Annotated in this window: 15 protein-coding genes and 1 pseudogene; 3 read left to right on the forward strand and 13 right to left on the reverse strand. The window is 44.5% G+C overall.

Annotation, left to right across the window (positions count from 1 at the left end; all coding sequences use genetic code 11):
• Positions 1 to 61: 61 nt before the first annotated feature.
• Positions 62 to 1486: a class I SAM-dependent rRNA methyltransferase gene (locus MHH52_RS22515; RefSeq protein ID WP_340004520.1), complete on the reverse strand. Its 1425-nt coding sequence runs from the start codon at positions 1484 to 1486 to the stop codon at positions 62 to 64.
• 99 nt (positions 1487 to 1585) lie between these two features.
• Here MHH52_RS22515 and MHH52_RS22520 point away from each other — a divergent pair, with 99 nt between their 5' ends.
• Entirely contained in the window at positions 1586 to 2572 is a 987-nt protein-coding gene (locus MHH52_RS22520; protein ID WP_340004521.1) for a Na/Pi symporter, read from the forward strand.
• Positions 2573 to 2624: 52 nt separating this feature from the next.
• On the opposite strand, the gene MHH52_RS22525 is transcribed toward MHH52_RS22520, so the two are convergent.
• The 4 genes from MHH52_RS22525 to MHH52_RS22540 all read right to left on the reverse strand — a co-directional run bounded on the left by MHH52_RS22525 (position 2625) and on the right by MHH52_RS22540 (position 8209).
• Positions 2625 to 3455: an energy-coupling factor transporter transmembrane component T gene (locus MHH52_RS22525; RefSeq protein WP_340004522.1), complete on the reverse strand. Its 831-nt coding sequence runs from the start codon at positions 3453 to 3455 to the stop codon at positions 2625 to 2627.
• Positions 3452 to 5158, reverse strand: a complete 1707-nt coding sequence (locus MHH52_RS22530; RefSeq protein ID WP_340004523.1) for an ABC transporter ATP-binding protein — start codon at positions 5156 to 5158, stop codon at positions 3452 to 3454. Before MHH52_RS22530 ends, MHH52_RS22525 begins: the two co-directional genes overlap by 4 nt.
• Before the next feature lie 109 nt (positions 5159 to 5267).
• Positions 5268 to 5828, reverse strand: a complete 561-nt coding sequence (locus MHH52_RS22535) for an ECF-type riboflavin transporter substrate-binding protein (protein ID WP_340004524.1) — start codon at positions 5826 to 5828, stop codon at positions 5268 to 5270.
• Between the two features lie 152 nt (positions 5829 to 5980).
• Positions 5981 to 8209: an Ig-like domain-containing protein gene (locus MHH52_RS22540; protein ID WP_340004525.1), complete on the reverse strand. Its 2229-nt coding sequence runs from the start codon at positions 8207 to 8209 to the stop codon at positions 5981 to 5983.
• 210 nt (positions 8210 to 8419) lie between these two features.
• Here MHH52_RS22540 and MHH52_RS22545 point away from each other — a divergent pair.
• Together MHH52_RS22545 and MHH52_RS22550 are read left to right on the forward strand one after the other, a co-directional pair.
• Positions 8420 to 8783 (forward strand): annotated as a pseudogene (locus MHH52_RS22545) (AzlC family ABC transporter permease); the annotation flags it as partial.
• Positions 8780 to 9130, forward strand: coding sequence for an AzlD domain-containing protein (locus MHH52_RS22550; protein ID WP_340004526.1), 351 nt, complete (start codon positions 8780 to 8782; stop codon positions 9128 to 9130). The pseudogene MHH52_RS22545 and the gene MHH52_RS22550, both read left to right, overlap by 4 nt.
• Positions 9131 to 9184: 54 nt before the next feature.
• On the opposite strand, the gene mtaB is transcribed toward MHH52_RS22550, so the two are convergent.
• The 8 genes from mtaB to MHH52_RS22590 form a co-directional block, all read right to left on the reverse strand.
• A complete protein-coding gene (mtaB, locus tag MHH52_RS22555) occupies positions 9185 to 10528 on the reverse strand; it encodes a tRNA (N(6)-L-threonylcarbamoyladenosine(37)-C(2))-methylthiotransferase MtaB (RefSeq protein ID WP_340004527.1) in 1344 nt (447 codons plus the stop codon).
• 3 nt (positions 10529 to 10531) lie between these two features.
• Positions 10532 to 11296, reverse strand: a complete 765-nt coding sequence (locus MHH52_RS22560) for an RsmE family RNA methyltransferase (RefSeq protein ID WP_340004528.1) — start codon at positions 11294 to 11296, stop codon at positions 10532 to 10534.
• 278 nt (positions 11297 to 11574) lie between these two features.
• Positions 11575 to 12258: a site-2 protease family protein gene (locus MHH52_RS22565; RefSeq protein WP_340004529.1), complete on the reverse strand. Its 684-nt coding sequence runs from the start codon at positions 12256 to 12258 to the stop codon at positions 11575 to 11577.
• A 2-nt stretch (positions 12259 to 12260) separates the two neighbouring features.
• On the reverse strand, positions 12261 to 13316 hold the full coding sequence (gene prmA, locus MHH52_RS22570) for a 50S ribosomal protein L11 methyltransferase (protein WP_340004530.1): 1056 nt from the start codon (positions 13314 to 13316) through the stop codon (positions 12261 to 12263).
• 192 nt (positions 13317 to 13508) lie between these two features.
• On the reverse strand, positions 13509 to 14087 hold the full coding sequence (locus MHH52_RS22575; RefSeq protein WP_060621966.1) for a DNA-3-methyladenine glycosylase I: 579 nt from the start codon (positions 14085 to 14087) through the stop codon (positions 13509 to 13511).
• Between the two features lie 136 nt (positions 14088 to 14223).
• Positions 14224 to 15903: a DUF4179 domain-containing protein gene (locus tag MHH52_RS22580; RefSeq protein WP_340004531.1), complete on the reverse strand. Its 1680-nt coding sequence runs from the start codon at positions 15901 to 15903 to the stop codon at positions 14224 to 14226.
• A complete protein-coding gene (locus MHH52_RS22585; protein ID WP_340004532.1) occupies positions 15863 to 16423 on the reverse strand; it encodes an RNA polymerase sigma factor in 561 nt (186 codons plus the stop codon). The genes MHH52_RS22580 and MHH52_RS22585 overlap by 41 nt, the downstream gene beginning before the upstream one ends.
• Positions 16424 to 16639: 216 nt before the next feature.
• Positions 16640 to 17551 (reverse strand): methyl-accepting chemotaxis protein, encoded by a 912-nt coding sequence (locus MHH52_RS22590; protein WP_340004533.1) that lies wholly within the window; start codon positions 17549 to 17551, stop codon positions 16640 to 16642.
• Positions 17552 to 17739 lie beyond the last annotated feature (188 nt).

Raw genomic sequence — 17739 nt, forward strand, 5'->3', positions numbered from 1 at the left:
TTCTTACGGATCTCATGATTCATATGTTCATTTGCTCGTTATAACTGTTGAACTTTCAATCTTACTTCTTACTCCGCACTTCAAAAATCGCGAACTTCAGGTAGTGTCCTTCGTTAACGCCGAGAATCTGCGGATGATCTTTGCCTGCGGCCCGCCATTCGATAAGTCTCAACACCTTGCCTGCATCTTTAGCTGCATCGGCAATAGTTTCGAGGAACAGGTCAGGCTGCATGTGGTACGAACAACTTGCGGTAACTAAATATCCGCCTTCGTTCACCAGCTTCATGCCGTGTAGATTGATGTCTTTATAACCACGGCAAGCTCCTGCTACTGCACTTTTGGTTTTTGCAAACGCTGGAGGGTCTAGGATAACGACATCCCAAGTTCTACCTCCACCTGCTGTCATCGGCTTGGAGGTGTCGGTTTTGGCAGCTTTGCTTCCGGATTTAGGATTTGTAGCCGCCGCTGCCGAATCTATGCCACCAGCAACCGTCGCCCGCTCGGAACGTTCCTCTACCCCTTTGACCTGATTGCGCAGATAAGCAAAAGCATCATCCACTACGAATTCAACGCGATCACTAAAGCCGTTTAGCTCCACATTAACTTTTGCACTCTCTATAGCATGAGCGGAAACGTCAAGGCAGGTTACTTTTTTCGCGCCATACTTGCAAGCATGCAGAGTGAAGCTGCCTGTGTGCGAGAAGCATTCCAGCACTGTTGCACCATCCCAATAAGGGAAAGTTACGTGTTTACCACTCTTATTTACCGGCAAAGTCTGTAACGAACCATCTTCTGCTTCGATTTCTTGTAGCGTAATGCCGCTTCGTCCACCCCAGCCCTTCATGAGTGGAGCAATAGAAGCTCTATTCTCACGTTGGTCAAAGAAGTATCCTGTCTTCTGGCCCTCTTCGATATCTACCACCAGCTTCAGGCCATTCTCACTTACAGTAACATGCCGTGGGCATTCCCCGTACAACACGCCAGTCGTCTGTTCTAGACCCTCAAGCTCGCGCACGCTAACATCACTGCGCTCATAAATTCCACGCGGTGCCATAACCTGTACAAGCGCTTCAACGATCTCCGCACGCCGCTTGTCCATTCCGAGTGTAAGTAGCTGCACAACCAGAATATCTCCGAACCGATCCACAATAAGGCCTGGCAAAAAGTCAGCTTCACCATAAACCAAACGATAAGCATCGGCACCAGGAAGGAATCGATCTCTATGTTGCAGACAATTCGCAAACCGTTCTGCGAAAAAAGCTGTATCCATGATCGCCAGTGGTCCCTGCGATACAATTCTTACCCGGATTTGTGATGCTGGATTGTAATATCCCACGGCCAGAAACCGACCTTGATGATTAAGGACATCAACTAATCCCCCTGCTTCTGGGTTACCTTCTACTGATGCAACTTCACCTGCGTAGACCCATGGATGGCCCTGTTCCAGTCTTTTTTTGCGATTGCGTTCTAAAATAACCGATGCCAATGACTTCAACTCCCTGTTCTTCTAAAAATGATTTTATACATGTCCTACACGATACTTTCATATATTGGTGTACAACCCTCGTCCAAAGGAGTATGCCCTATGTTCCGTGATTTGCTGTTCCCTATCATATATGGTCTTATTATCTTTCTGGCTGGCATGAAGCTAATGGAAACAGCTTTGTCCAAGCTCGCGGGCCCTCTGATGACTAGGAGCCTGAATAAGGCTACCTCTACGCCAATCAAAGGAATGATTGCCAGTAGCCTACTGTCAGCCCTGCTTCAGAGCAGCACGGCAGTAACTGTGTTGACGATCGGTATGGTGAATGCCGGCCTGCTCACCTATGCTCGTACACTAGGCATTATCTTAGGTAGCAACATCGGTACCACATTGACCACAGAACTGATCGGACTTCAGATCAATTCCATGGCCTCCCCACTGCTGGCTGCCTCGCTGAGTCTGTGGGCAGCAGCGGTTATAGCAGGCGAGTTACCGCATACGTCACGGGCGGCAGCACTGTGCCGGAAAATATCAGAGCCGCTGCAATTCATCAGTCTGGCTGTAGCAGGATTCGCCCTAGTCTTATGGGGAATCGCAGTCATGCAATCTATCGGCGGGACACTTCAGGAGAGCGGCCTATTCCTCTGGTTCCTGAATCATGCCACTACAAGTGTCCTATGGGGGCTCGCCGCTGGCGCCTGCCTAACAGCCCTGCTACATAGCAGCGCTGCGGTCATTGCCATGGCTATGAGCATTGCTGCCTCGGGTGCCATGCCGCCAGAGCTCGGTATAGCTATCGTGCTCGGTGCCAACGTCGGCACCTGCGTCACGGCAGTCATCGCTTCCATCGGCGGCTCGTCTTCTGGCGTCTTCGTCGCTTGGTCGCATGTTGCGCTCAATGTAGGCGGTGCACTACTGTTCCTACCTCTTATCGGTCCCCTACAAGCAACTGCTGCATGGATTGGCGGAGGACCCGCCTCACAAATCGCCCATGCCCAGACTATTTTCAATGTGATCTGCTCGCTAATCGCACTGCCATTATGTTACCTGCCTGTATGGTCAAGACTGGAGAAACGTCTTCAATCGTAACGATATACGCTAACGCCTGTATCCAAACTTTCCACAACTGTATTATTATACTTCAATCGAAAATATTATAAAACCGCGATCCATCGTAAAACGTTATGACCGTCGAAGATATCGCGATTAGGGCGAATAAGGCCAACGCAATATAATCGTTTCTTGCGAACGGACGACTGCTGTACCAAGTCCGTTTGGTCTTAGTTCCAAAGCCGCGTAACTCCATAGCCGTACTAATATTCTCAATTCGCTCAATGCTAGTCAGAATCAAGGGCATTAGAATTGAAATAATATTTTTAAGCCGCTTAGGCAGCCTTTCTTTTCGAGAGATGTCTATTCCTCGTGCCTGAGCAGAGAACGAAATGTTCTCATAATCTCGCCCAATATCCGGAATGTACCGCAGAGCAAGCGATACAGAATATGCAATTTTATAATTCACGCCAATCCGGTTTAAGGACGCTGCGAATTCACTGGGATTTGTCGTTAGAAGGAACAATAGTGCCATAGGAATGACCACTGCATATTTAAGTGCAATATTTAATTGATAGAATAGCTGCTCCCATGTAACTGTATACCGACCTACAAGATGAACAACATCGTGACGTGAACCGTAGACCTTCACACCTTCCAATGGAGAAAAGATAAAGATGGCTATATGATTAAGCACGAAGAAGATTAAGATGAAATATAGTACGAAGGCATAATCCTGAAATTGGACTTTAGAAATTCTAAAGGCAATCAAACTAAATAGCAGCATCACTGTTAGACATCTTGTATCATATGTAATCATCCCCGTCACAGACCACACGATAAATAAAATCAGCTTAGTGGCGCCAGTAAGACGGTGAATAGGTGAATCTTGCTTCGTAAAAGTTAACATTGTGGCTTTCATCCGCCCCGGCTCCTCCTATCGTATGCGATAAATCTTCTTACGAACTCCTCAGGCTGATCTAAGCCAACCTTCATGGCCAATGGAAAAAGTGAGGTTTCCTTCAAATTAGCATTTCTCACTACTTCTGTATTGGTTAATACTCGCTCGGGGCTGTCATCCGCAAGCTTCACTCCATCAGATAACACTACAGCTCTATCGGCATACTCCAGCATTAGATGCATATCATGCGTGATCATAATGACCGTCATCCCCTGCTCCCGCAGCGTCAGAAGGAATTCCATCATTTCGTTATAGTGCCTGTAATCCTGAGCTGCAGTTGGCTCATCCAATATGATCACTTCCGGCTCCAGGATTATAATTGAAGCTATAGTCACACGCTTCTTCTGGCCGTAGCTGAGCGCCGAGATGGGCCAGCTCCGAAAAGCATATAGACCGCATACCTTCAAAACATGATGAACTCGCTCTCGGATAAGCTCCTCTGACACCCCTCGTAATTTAAGGCCTAAAGCAACCTCATCATATAAGAGAGTCTTAGAAATCATATGGTTAGGATTCTGCATCACGAAACCGATCCGCTCTGCCCGCTCCTTAATCGTATCCTTGGCAATATCCCTTCCATTCAATAGTATCGATCCGGAAGTGGGCTTATAAAATCCACAGATGAGCTTAGATACCGTGGATTTGCCGGCCCCGTTTCTCCCGGCTACACAGACCATTTCTCCTTTATTAATAAGAAGGTTAAGTTTATGAAGCACTGGTCGGTTCTTCTCGTAACCGAATGAAACATCTCGTAACTCAAGGATTGGTAGACTCCCGAGCTTATCCTGCCGCGCATTATTGTTATCATACCAGTACATAAGCTTGCTAGAGCAAGAATCCAGCCGGATTTCATCCATATGCTGTGGATTTATATCTGATGTAATCGTACATCCTGCATATTTTAAAGCTGATAAATATAGAGGCTCCCGAATGCCTACTTCTGAAAGCAAGCCAGTGCTTAACAGCTCAGCGGCTGGCATATCCGCCGCGATGCGTCCATCATTGATCACAATAATGCGGTCCACAGCACGGTGCAGTACTTCTTCTAGTCGGTGCTCGATAATAACAACCGTTTTACCGGTCTCTTGTTGCACTCGGTCAATGAGCTCAATCGCTTTTGTGCCGGTATATGGATCTAAGTTTGCCAAAGGCTCATCAAACAGCAGGATGTCCACATCACCAACCAGAACACCAGCTAAGGTCGTTTTCTGCTTCTGTCCGCCTGATAATTCCTGAGGTGAAGATCCTAAATATTCGTGGATATCCACTGCAGTTGCCGCAGCCACTACCCTTTCAATCATCTCAGCCTGCTGTACCGCGTGATTCTCCAGACTGAAGGCGATGTCCTCTCCAACCGTTAATCCGACAAACTGTCCGTCTGGGTCTTGCAGTACAGTCCCTACCTGATCCGATAACTCCGCAATACTAAGTTCTTTTTGTTCTAGACCCATAATTCGCAGTGACCCAGACATCTCACCTTTATATGCAAAAGGTATGAGTCCGTTTATACAATGAGCCAGTGTACTTTTCCCAGAACCTGATGGCCCTACTATAAGTACCTTCTCCCCTTCGGCAATCGATAAGTTAATGCCTGTGAGTGTAGGTTCCTGCTGCGCCCGGTATTGAAAACTAAAATCCTTAAATTCGATGACTGCTTTTTTCATACTTAACCTTCCTCTTGGCTTCTTTGAAGATATTAACATTAACTATATGTTTTATAGCCATGAAAAAGCCGGTGATCTCCACCGGCTTTTGGTTTGGATTATATGCTATTCAAGCTTCTCTGGTCAAGCTTCCTTGCTTCGTTCTTGTCTTAGCATACGCAATGGCTAGAAGGGACCCAATCACTGCCACAGTGACTATGTTGGATGCTCCGGCGATAAGTCCTTGTGTGAATACTTTATTCGCTGGTTCCGCATAGATTAGAATATCCAGTACAGGTGCTACTAAGAACCAGGCGATTGCGTTCGCTACAATCTGGGCCAGATTAAAACGAATCAGTTCCTTTCGTCCGAACTCCCCATCATGAATCCCAATTCTAGCCACTAGCAGACCAACAACGAGCCCAACAATTCCAGATGCGATCACCCAACTGAACCAAGGGGAACCATAAAAAATCGCATCCTTCAGTATATGTCCAATCAGACCGATTAATAATCCAGCAAACGGACCGTACAAAAGTGCGAACAATGCCAGTAAAGCATATGTAGTCTCAATGTTAGTGTTTGGAATTCCGGATGGAATCGAACCGAACCTGCCCAGTATAACGAATAAAGCAGAACCGATACCAATGGCTACAATCGTCTTGATCGATAGCACCTTTTGTTTTGCCATGTTTTTCATCTCCCCCAACGTATCTTCTTTATTTTAAGTGATTATACATCGGAATAGTTGGAATTACTATATACAAAAATAAAAAATCTGCAAAGCAACAAAACGTTGGCTTTGCAGACCCATAAGTTCATTATGCAAAAGATTTGATCTACCTATTTCACAGTAACTGTTACCGTCACTGTCTTGGTGCCGATCTTTCCTTTAATGGATGCCGTTCCTTTGCTCACTGCTACAATCTGACCACTAGCAGATACTCTAGCTACAGAAGGCTTAGAGCTGGTCCACGCCGCACTTCCAGTAACAACAGCTGTCTTCCCCGTATCATACTGCGCAACCACAATTGCATTCTGAACAGCTCCCGGAGCCATCTTCAGTCTATTCTCGTTAACAGTCAACTTCATTAGTTTAGGAACTACATTAATTTTGACACTAGCAGCGATCCCTTGGTAAGAGCCTGATAACGTTGCTGTTCCTTCTGTTACTGCTTTAACAGATGTACCTTTAACGGTGGCAACTGCCTCATTAGAAGACCCCCAATTCATGCTGCTGGAGATATTCCCAGTCTTACCATTAGAGTAGTAAGCCGTAACCTTTATCGATTTGGAACCTTTAATGTTCAATTCAACAGCATTCGGTTCTACAACGATCTTATTAACCTTTTGTTCAATGGTAACTGGAATACTGATGGACTTATTAGCGTATGTCCCCTTTAAAGTCGCGGTGCCTTTTACCAATCCTTTGATTACTTTGCCGGAAGATGTTGTTTTGATAATCGCATTCGTACCGGTAATCTCCCATTCCATAGTTCCAGTAGCATCAAGTTCATTCCCATTTTCCATCACAGCTTTTACTTCAGGAACAGCCTTCTCTTCGCCAGTAACAACCACAAAGTTGTCCTCTGGTCCAAGCAGGATATGAACCTTATCCTTAACTGTAACTTTCACTACAACACTTTTTCCTCGTACAGCAGTCTTGGAGGAAGTAGGGTTCTCCGATTTTATTTTGCCCACAATATTAACAGTACCAGCCGTTTCAGCAACGAGCTTGCCATCTTTGATGGTGGCGATCTCATCATTGGCAGAAGTCCACTCGATTTCTTGACTGAGATCCAGCTTCGTTCCATCTAGCTTGGTTCCGTTTACCTTTGGCAAACTTACGGAATCCTCTGTGTAAATATCCAGTTCCGTTTTATCAGCTTCCAGTTCTGTAATCGTAGGATATACTGTTACCTTAAAGCTCTTACTAACGCCCATATGTTCTGCTTTAACAACCGAAGTTCCCACTGCTTTTGCAGTGATTGCTGCAGACTCTTTACTTGCAGTAACCGTTACCGCGAGCTGATTGTCCGAACTCCATACTGCTTTATCCGATACATTTGGAGTGGAATTCGCAGCATCTCGAACCTCTGCTTTAACGTTCAAACTCTCACCCATAAACAAGAATTGATCGCCTGATGGGGTAAGCAATAACGCCTCAAAAGGAGCACGTACATATACATCCACAGTTTGTGTAATCCCCAGATAAGTTACTGTAATTACAGCTTTTCCTGCGGATAATACTTTGATTTCTCCCTTGTCTACAGTAGCAATACTCGTATTAGAAGAAGACCATTCCGCTTTTGCTGAAATATCATTGGCGGTCGTTTTTGTAGTCTCTTTGGTAAAAGCAGCTAATTTCACCGGATTATCACCAACGAGCATTTCAATTTCCTTAATAACGATACCCTTATCATTTTTAAGCTCAATTTCAGAATAAGGCAATTTCACTACAGCTTTAAAGGTTGCTGTTAAGTCTTTGTATTTGGCAGTAATGGTTGAAGTACCTTCACCGGCCAGGGTAATCTTACCTTCTGCAATCGTTAATACGCTTGTATTGGAGCTGCTCCAAGTGGTATCCGCCGTTACATTCTTGGCAGAAGTCGCTGTTTCGCCACCAATCGCATTGGCTTTGACCAACAGTTTATCCTCTTCGTCACCCAATTTATAGTTCCCTTCGGAGCTATATTCGAGCTTTAATTCTTTGATGGGATGTGTTACCTCTACTTCAATGGTAGTGAGCGCTTGATTATATGTAGCTGTTATAATAGCTTTTCCGCTATCTATCGGAGTCACACGTCCATTTACTACCTGTACAGCGTTAGTGTTAGAAGAATTCCATACCACTGCACCCGTCACATCTCTTTTGGAGGAGGATCCTTCCACATTCGCATATACCTTCAGTTGCTTAGGCGTTTGTCCAACTGTAAGCTGCACTTTGGCTGAGCTTTCGAACTCGATCGAGTTGATATCGCCGGTAGCTGCAAAGACACTTACCGGAAAAACCGCAGTAGCTAACAATATCATAATGAGGAGCATTTTCGTCATTTTCCTGTACACAGTCATTTGTTCTCTCCCTTGGGCTATAATGTCGTTTGGTGGTTTATCCCCACACTCTTTTACTTATATCGACAATTGTACACCAAGTGTTTACCCTATAACTCCACAAAGCCAAATTCAGGACTTTTAGACTAGATAATCAGGTAAAGGGTTGATCAATATTTTAGGAAGTAATATGCTACCCACTACATTCTTTCTTGAACCAAGGGGGCTACGATGAGTACAGAGAACGTTCAACTAGAGGCAATCCCTTCTCCAAAACAGGAAGATAGCTTCCTTAAAGGGGTAAAAGATTGTATTCCCACGCTACTCGGTTATTTAAGCATTGGACTTGCAGCAGGTGTTGTTCAAAAGACAGCCGGGCTGAGCATTGCTGAGATTGCCCTGATCAGTCTGATGCTTTATGCCGGTTCAGCTCAGTTTATAGCTGCTGGAATGATTGCCGTTAGCAGCTCTTTCGCCTTACTTCCGACATCTTTCACCTCTGAGAAACATGCTGGTTGGATCTTTACTGACCGATGAGACCTTTGGGGTTGCTATTAATCAAACGGTGAATAAGCAGCAAATCAGCGAAAAATGGAAGTAAGATGGGATGTATTTTTGATTATTCTAGGGGCAGCTTTGGTAACCTTCATTCCAAGGGTGGTTCCACTAATGGTTTTAAGCCGATTTGAATTGCCTGAATGGGGAATGCGCTGGTTAAATTATGTCCCTATCTCTGTTATGGCGGCACTAATAGGTCAGGAGATCCTCTTAAATGATGGAAAATTCTCGCCTATAGCTAATAACGTTGAGCTTTTTGCGGCAATTCCTACTTTTTGGATCGCGATAAAGACCCGGGGGTTGCTAGGCACTGTACTGGCGGGGATTGTTTCGATCATGATATTACATATGTTTATTTTAAAAAATAAAATGGGGTTGTCCTAAAGCCATGAACTGGCTTTTTGGGACAACCCCTTAAATAAAAGATATATTCTTGTCTTAACGAACAGCTTGCTTAAGACCACTCTGACTTACCCCGACCAGTTCGCCTCGGCATTCGTTCACACCAGCTTCAGTGATCTTCACCTGACATAACTCACCTTGAAGTGAATCTTCACCCTCAAAGAATACCTGCAAGTAGTTATCACTGAAACCATGTTGAGTACTGCGGCCCGGCGCACCTTTGGCCGACCTTTCTGGAATTACGCTAAGCGTCTGTCCTACAAACTTACGGGCATAAGCTATTTGCATCTCTTCAGATAGATCAATCAGTTCCTGAACACGTACATTTTTGATCTCCTCGTCGATCTGATTCTCCATCCGCGCTGCAGGGGTACCTGTCCGCTTGGAATACGGGAATACATGCATCTCCGAATAATTTACAGCCTTCATGAAATCGTATCCGGCACGGAACATCTCATCGGTCTCACCCGGGAATCCTACGATAACGTCAGTGGTGATTCCAACATCTGGCATCGCCTGACGGATCAATTGCATTTTGGCGTAATACTCTTCTGTCGTATATTTACGGCGCATCGCTTTCAGCACATCATTATGTCCGGCTTGTAGCGGGATATGCAGATGACGGCACATTTTCGAAGAACGGTTCAACACTTCAAGCAGCTTCTCATCAATTTGACTAGCTTCTATAGAACTGATACGAACCCGTTCCAGTCCATCCACCTTATCTAGATCCCACAGCAAATCGGAAAGACGGTAATTATCAAGATCATCGCCGTAACCTCCGGTATGAATACCCGTAAGTACAAACTCCTTATATCCTGCTTCTACCAATTGATGCGCTTGAGCGACGATGCTCTTAGGATCACGACTGCGGGACAGCCCGCGAGACCATGGAATGATGCAGAAGGTGCAGAAGTTGTTACAACCATCCTGAATCTTCATAAAAGCACGTGTCCGATCCGCAAAGCCCGGCACATCCATTTCTTCGAACTCACGTGTCTTCATAATATTACGCACAGCGTTGACTGGCTGACGTGAGGCTTCTATATTCTTCACATGGGTCATAATCTGGTCGCGGTCCTGGTTACCAATGACAAGATCAACTCCGGGAATATCCAGAATCTCTCCAGGAGAGGTTTGCGCGTAACAGCCCGTTACGGCTACGATAGCCTCCGGATTACGCCGCACGGCACGGCGGATCATTTGACGGCTTTTTTTGTCACCTGTGTTAGTTACTGTACAAGTATTAATCAGATATACATCGGCGGGACCCTCGAAATCAACCTGCTCGTAACCTTCATTTTTAAATAGCTGCCAAATGGCTTCGGTGTCATAGAAATTCACTTTACAACCTAAAGTATAAAATGCTACGGATGGCATCTCTTAAGCTCCTCCCATTTCTCCAGATTCATATAATATACAAGCAGCGGCAACCATGCCCGCTGTCTCACAGCGCAGAATACGCCGTCCTAGTCCTACAGAAACAGCCCCTGCTTCTTCTGCCTTGAGGCATTCCTCGGGAGTAAAGCCCCCTTCAGGGCCTACCACAACCATAACCTTTCCACCAGACTGCGGCGAAAGCGATGCTAACCATGGAGCGACGCTGCTTCGAAGCTGTAAGCCTTCCTCTTTTTCATAACAGAAATAAACAGCATCATACTCATTAAAAGTCTGCAAAAGCTGCTTCCAGGACAACGGTGATCCTACAGACGGAACGATGTTCCGATGAGCCTGTTCGGCAGCTTCCTTACAAATTTTACGCCAGCGATCCAGTCGTTTGCTTTCCTTACGCTCGTCGTATTGCACTATTGTGCGTTCTGACAGAAAAGGAACAAAGCTTACAGCACCAATCTCTGTGCACTTCTGAATGACAGTTTCCATCTTATCGGCCTTAGGTAAGCTCTGAGCCACTGTAATTTTAATTCGAGGTTCATGCGTCATCTCTAGGGACTCCAGGATGTTCACCGTTACTTCACCAATTTCAATTTGCGCAATCTCTACTAATGCCTCACGGGAAACACCATCGCTGACAATAAGCTTGTCCCCTGCCTTACCACGCATCACTTTAGCAATATGACGGGCATCTTCCCCATCAATTCTCACGGTATCCGTACCAAACTGCTCCGGTGTAACGAAATATCGCTGCATCTCATCATCATCCTGTTCATAAATTCAGTAACAAGTATAAACGCCTTCGGCGTCCTTATAAGGACGGTAAGCGTTTAATCGAGAAATATAAGTCATAAAGTATAGAGTGAAACTTATACTTTCTTATATTTGAAGAAACGGCTTAGTCTCCCTTATAAGGGCGTCACCCGTTTCTTCAAGAAATATAAGGTTCGATCAGTCGAAAAGCAACTATCAAATTTTGATCAAATTACATAATACAATGTTTGACAAAGGTTGAACAGACTTCATCCCTTGCCTTAGCTGCCAAAAATTCTTAGAGACAGCTGTACAAAGGTTATCGACATTTCACTAGCCCACGTGGCAAGTGGGTCAATCGTATACGTCCGCAGACCTGGAATAAACAATATCAATAAAAAGAGAAATACAGCCCATTGTTCAAATTGCTGTAATTTGCCGCGGATCGAACGTGGGGCGATATCTTCCACAATCCGATAACCATCCAGTGGCGGCAGCGGAATAAGGTTGAATAGAAATAAGAAGAAATTCCATTGAATGAAAGCGCCAAAGAACCGATTTACAGCCTCAAGCACGCGATCATTCGAGATATTATCTAGAACTCCAGTTGCCGCAAGTGCACCATATATTATAGCACCAATAATTCCTAAGAGCAGGTTACTGATTGGTCCCGCAGCTGACACGATGACTCCCATGAGACGAGGACGACTAAAGTTATCACGGTTTACCGGAACTGGACGTGCCCAACCGAAGCCAGCAACAAGCAGCAGCAAAATACCAAAGAAATCGAAATGAACAGCAGGATTAAGCGTCATGCGGCCAAGTAATCTTGCGGTTGGGTCACCGAACTTATTCGCGAAATAAGCATGACTGAATTCATGTACTGTAAAAGCAATTAAAATTGTAATGAGCAGGAATGGAAGCTGATCTAAATCCACTCGAATTATATTTTGTAATATATCCATCTTTACCTCTTTCCGGCTGTAAACGCCACCCAATCTTCCTCACGGGATATTTCAATAATCTCAAAACCAGAAGCTTTCAGCGCGTTCGCCACAAGTCCTTCTTTATCTTTATAGATACCTGAGGTAATGTAGAGGCCTCCAGGTTGAAGCGCGCGGTATACATCATCCGTAAACAATACGATGATTTCCGCCAAAATATTCGCAACTACAATTTGTACAGGCAATGTCACGCCAAGGCTGCCCTCTTGCTCTTGCTTAGCAGGAACGGCTCCTTCTAGTGAGTGACCAGGTCTAGCGGATGGCCACATCTCTCCAGCCGCTGTATCCGCTACGCCTTCCCCGCCCAGCAGCGATAGAAGATCACTCTCTTTTACCGTTATGGACGATTCAAGCTTGTTAAGGGCTACATTCTCCCGCGCACTTTCCACAGCCACTGGATCTAAGTCCAAGGCCAATACGGATTTTGCACCTAGCAGCATCGCACCTACAGCCAAAATTCCTGAACCGGTGCCAACATCGATAACTTCTTCACCACCGCTAATGTTCTTTTCAAGCGCACGGAGGCACAGAGCTGTTGTTGGGTGAGTACCCGTACCAAATGCCATGCCAGGGTCGATCTCAATGATCGCTTCATCCGGACTCTCAGGCGTATATTCCTCCCAGGTTGGTTTAATGGTGAGACGTTTGGATACGCGTAGCGGTTTGAAATATTGCTTCCAAGCATGAGCCCATTCGTCTTCATCCACAGTCTTCCAAGAAATCAACGCTTTGCCTGGATCAATCCCGTACTCATGCAATTCGGCTACCCGTGGAATCAATTCTTCTATAACAGCATCCATATCTGTGGAATCGGCATAATAACCCTTTATGACCGCTTCCCCTTCAGGAATATCATTCAAAGGTTGGTCGTACAATTCACCGTAACGTGTATCCCGTTCTTTGTTCAGTGTGCCGGATTCCTCGATAGAAACCCCACCCGCACCAGCTTCATATAAAAAGTTCGAAATCATTTCCTGTGCTTCTTCTGTTGTATGTATCGTCACTTCATGCCATAACATCTTTATGTAATCCTCCTAAAAGTTTTGTGAGCATTTGCTTCATTGATTTACTTCATGCAAAACTCGCTTCGAAAGCATAGGCTTAGTTTTGTGAGCATTTGCTACACTTGAATTTACTTCGTGCAAAACTCGCTTCGTAAGCATTCGCTTCATAGTATAACATTTCTTATTGGTGTAACGCCAAACTACAGCTCAACGACCTGCGACGTCCTCTTTACGCCTACAAAAGCAGTTGAGCGAATGATCATCCACCATCCCCGATGCCTGCATAAAAGCATAACAGATTGTAGTACCCACAAACTTCATGCCTTTCTTCTTTAATGCCTTACTCATCTCATCAGACTGAGCCGTCGAAGCAGGTACATCTGCACGAGTCTTCCAATGGTTAATAGTAGGCACACCAAAGGCAAAGCTCCAGAGATACTCTGCAAAGCTGCCATGTTCCTCGCAAATTTGCAAATATACACCCGCATTACGGATGATAGCATCAATTTTCAATCGATTTCTAATAATCCCGGGATCACTCATTAGCTTCGCAATTTTGGCTTCATCATAATGGACAATCTTATTCGGATCAAATCCGTCAAATACCTCTCTGAAACGCGCCCGTTTTTTTAGTACCGTGTACCAGCTCAGCCCTGCCTGCATCCCTTCGAGCATAAGCAATTCAAACAGCTTTTGGTCATCATACAGAGGCTTGCCCCACTCCTCATCATGATAGGCAATATATAGAGGATCATCATTGACCCAAGCACAGCGAGTGACTTCCATCCTTCTTCTCTCCTTTAAGCTAATCTTAGCTGAGTTTACTCAGCATCTACTCACTGTAAACGAAAAAAAGGGAAGAACACAAGGTTCATCCCTTAAAAAGTTATTCTATTTCCCTCGATTATGATTCTGCTAGCTCTTATGGCTGGATCTGCACTCTCGTTTCTTTATCCGGATCATCAGTGGTGTAGTAGTAGTTATAAATCGTAGCTTCTGTACCTTTAAAATCCTTATACACATCAATCGCCTTGTTGTTTCCATCCCCCGCGAAATTGACGGTTACTGGTTTTCCTAGAAGGCTCTCTTTGCCCAGCCCGATATGTGTCTGATTAATTCCACCGAAGCGAGCATCTTCACTTCCAGTTTCTACGTAAAGATCAGATCCCTGCATATAGTACGTCCACTTCACCGGATACCCGCTAAGTTGCTGGATAATCGTCTGTTTCTTTTCAGAGATGTTCGTTAAAAGAAGCGGTATTTTATCGTCATTATTATTGGTGATTTTATAGCTACCATGCTGAGTCACCTTATATTTAGCTACAAAGGTAATTGGAGTCTCTTTCGTAATTTCAAGATCTACTGGCCGTTCGAACCGAAGCTCTGTCATTCCTCCCTGTTTATTTCCAGAAAAGTTCCAAGGTTGAGCCTCAAGCGTCTTGCCTGCTACTTCAAGAGCAAACTTTTTGTACGGTAAGATATAGTCTATATCCTTACTTCTAACTGTGACCCGAATTTGAGTAGGTGACACAACCATATTTTCCAGCGTGTGATAAGTTCCATCAACTTCGAGCGGCAGATTCAGACTGGTTTTTATCGTCCCGCTCTCCATCTGCTGTTTGCTTAATTGAAGATCGAATGCCAGTGGTCCCTCTACGTCTTGTTCTTTCTTCATATATTGCAGCTTGTAGGTCAGCTCTCCGCTGGAAACATCCTCCGCCTTAAAATATTGCTGTGTGGTATACTCTCCCTTCGCGCCTGGTTGACCAAATGTAGAGCCAGCTAGTGAATTTATTAGCGTTCCATTGTTATAAGCAACGATCTCCGGGTAAGCCCACTTTTTCGCTTCCGGCTGGTCAAAAATAATTCCTGAAGAGAACAACAGCTTTTCCTGACCTTGGGTAAACGGCTTCACCTCTATGCTGCGCATTCCTTCCTGTCCAACAGGAAAGCTCTGTGGCTTCGTCGAGTGGATATCCAGCGGCAAATCTAACGATTGTACACTATAAGCCTGGATACCATTCGTAACTAGCTGAACATCCACTGTGTCTTGCTTTGGTGTCCAGTCACTTTCGAAATATCCGTTATAAATTTGATTTTTCTCGTCCCAGTTCAGATAATTGTACTCTCCAGAACTGTTCTCCCCCTTAGTACCCTTCAGAGTCATCTCATTTAAACGCCAATATTCGGTGTCCTTGCGCTTTCCAACATCCAATGTGAATAAAATGACCGTTCGATTCTCATCCACGATGGCTGTATGTAGCTTTAGCGTTACTCCATCCTTCGTCACCGATTGATCTAGTTTTTGTCCGAGGTTTTGCACCAGTGCGGCTTGAACGCCACCTTTTCCACGGAGCATTGTATCCCAATTATAATGAACTGCCGCATAAACCGGCGCCGCCGCTAAAAGCACTGATACTGAAGCGACAGCAGCTATTTTGCTCCAGTTTCTCCCCCGGTTCTGGCTGCCACTGCTCATCCGAGCGTGAAAAGATGTTGTATTTTTATGTTCAATTCTCTCCCACATGCTTTCAAAATCAGGATATGTCACACTTTGACCCTCATTTAACTGATGCTCCAGCATATTCTCCAACTTTTTCATAAGATTCGCCCTCTTTCCGTTCAATTTGAACCCCAGCCTCCAGCAAAATTCTCCGCAATACCTTTAGCCCTTTATGCAGCCTTGATTTGGTCGTTCCGAGCGGGATGGATAGCAGGTCCGATACTTCAGCCAAGCTGAAATCATGCATGTACCTAAGCGTAATCACCATCCGAAGTTTGACAGGGAGCTGGCTCAAATATTTCGCCCATTCCATTGTCGTCTCCCGCTGTTCAATCAATCGATCTACAGGGGTTTCAGGAGATTTCTTAAATAAATAAAGATTGTCTGAAACTTTCTGCTGTAAAGTACGCTTCCGTTTCAAATGATTCAGGCAATGGTTGACCGTTATTTTCATAATCCAAGCCTTCATATGCTCTACGTTCTCACGATTCGTGCGAAATACGGTAATGAACACATCCTGCGTCAAGTCTTCCGCATCCGCCGCGTCATGAACCATATAGTAGCAAGTCCGGTATACATCCTTGTTGTAGGCTTCGAATAACTCCCGGTTAGTCTCCAAATCTTGCACCCTCCTTTCTTTTCTGTGATATCTATATGACAACCAGTCTTTGGAAAAGGTTCGTTTTTCTGAGCATAAACTATAGATGCTAGTAATAACAGATGGATATTATAGTTGTGCAGCTTATAAATTCTTATATTTACACAAAAAGCCAGCCCCCATAAATAAATCTGAGAACCGGCTTTCCTTTATATTCACGCTAACAGCATACGAAAATTAAATAATATTCATAACCTCTCGTGCCTGTGTATCTAAGTCCTGAGCTGAGGAAGAAATATTCTTAAAATCATCTAATGCTATTTGAATCTGCTGTTGACTATCTTCTATATTTTCTTGCACTTGGTTTGTTCCTTTGGAGATCTTCTCGATTTCCAGCGTGATGGCATCCACACTATCTTTCACTTGAATGATCGAATCTTGCACCATGGAAGAAAGCTTACTTACTTCTTTTGCAACCACGTCAAAACCTCGTCCAAACTCCCCCGCATGCGCTGCTTCAATAGCTGCATTAAGCGCTAATAGATGCGTTTGCGAAGCAATATTACGAATAGTTTGTACAATCCCCTGAATCGATACCGCTTGTGTCTCCAGATTAGCTAGAGTCTGTGTATTTTCGATTGATACTTCGGCAATTTTATCGACGCTCAGTAATAGTTCTTGACTACGTTCAATGCCTTTCTCGGCTCTTTGATTTAAGCTGTCGGACATCTCTTGCATCCGCTGTACCACGACACTAATGTTATTTTGTCGATCCGTAATATTGGTCGCTATTTTGGAAACGCCAATGACTTGTTCATTATTTTCATCAAATACAGGCATATAGGTAGCTTCCAGCCAAACCACATTTCCTTTTGCGTCCATTCGTTCGATTTTATCCTGAAAACTTTTCCCTGAAAAAAGATCCTGCCAGAACAGCTCATACCCCGGGCTATTTACAAAATGAGAAAAGCAAAACTCTCTATGGTGCATACCAATCATATCTTCTTTGTTATATCCCATCGAACTAGCAAAAACTTCATTCACATAAGCCACTCGTCGATTAAGATCAAACCTTATAATAGCTAAATTTCTTTCTAATGATCGAACAACAAGCTCATCGGTAACCCCTTGAGAGTGTACCATTCCCATAATATAATTCCTCCTGGATATGTATAAATTATTCGTCTCATCTTGAAGTATATTTGAACAATTATACGCTCTTATTACGCATAGAGAAATACATGATTTTTATTAAAATGACTTTAATTCGTAATAAAAATAACCCCACCAACGTTCGGCAGAGCCCAGCTTTCATCCCGGATGTTTATGCGCGGATC

This window comes from Paenibacillus sp. FSL K6-0276, from assembly GCF_037977235.1.
In the GTDB taxonomy this organism is placed as follows: domain Bacteria; phylum Bacillota; class Bacilli; order Paenibacillales; family Paenibacillaceae; genus Paenibacillus_AQ.

Excerpts from the sequence above, each read along its gene's own strand:
- MHH52_RS22520 (WP_340004521.1), top strand. The coding sequence starts at position 1,586 with ATGTTCCGTGATTTGCTGTTCCCTATCATATATGGTCTTATTATCTTT.
- MHH52_RS22525 (WP_340004522.1), bottom strand. The coding sequence starts at position 3,455 with ATGAAAGCCACAATGTTAACTTTTACGAAGCAAGATTCACCTATTCAC.
- MHH52_RS22530 (WP_340004523.1), bottom strand. The coding sequence starts at position 5,158 with ATGAAAAAAGCAGTCATCGAATTTAAGGATTTTAGTTTTCAATACCGG.
- MHH52_RS22535 (WP_340004524.1), bottom strand. The coding sequence starts at position 5,828 with ATGGCAAAACAAAAGGTGCTATCGATCAAGACGATTGTAGCCATTGGT.
- MHH52_RS22540 (WP_340004525.1), bottom strand. The coding sequence starts at position 8,209 with ATGACTGTGTACAGGAAAATGACGAAAATGCTCCTCATTATGATATTG.
- MHH52_RS22550 (WP_340004526.1), top strand. The coding sequence starts at position 8,780 with ATGGAAGTAAGATGGGATGTATTTTTGATTATTCTAGGGGCAGCTTTG.
- mtaB (WP_340004527.1), bottom strand. The coding sequence starts at position 10,528 with ATGCCATCCGTAGCATTTTATACTTTAGGTTGTAAAGTGAATTTCTAT.
- MHH52_RS22560 (WP_340004528.1), bottom strand. The coding sequence starts at position 11,296 with ATGCAGCGATATTTCGTTACACCGGAGCAGTTTGGTACGGATACCGTG.
- MHH52_RS22565 (WP_340004529.1), bottom strand. The coding sequence starts at position 12,258 with ATGGATATATTACAAAATATAATTCGAGTGGATTTAGATCAGCTTCCA.
- prmA (WP_340004530.1), bottom strand. The coding sequence starts at position 13,316 with ATGTTATGGCATGAAGTGACGATACATACAACAGAAGAAGCACAGGAA.
- MHH52_RS22575 (WP_060621966.1), bottom strand. The coding sequence starts at position 14,087 with ATGGAAGTCACTCGCTGTGCTTGGGTCAATGATGATCCTCTATATATT.
- MHH52_RS22580 (WP_340004531.1), bottom strand. The coding sequence starts at position 15,903 with ATGAAAAAGTTGGAGAATATGCTGGAGCATCAGTTAAATGAGGGTCAA.
- MHH52_RS22590 (WP_340004533.1), bottom strand. The coding sequence starts at position 17,551 with ATGGGAATGGTACACTCTCAAGGGGTTACCGATGAGCTTGTTGTTCGA.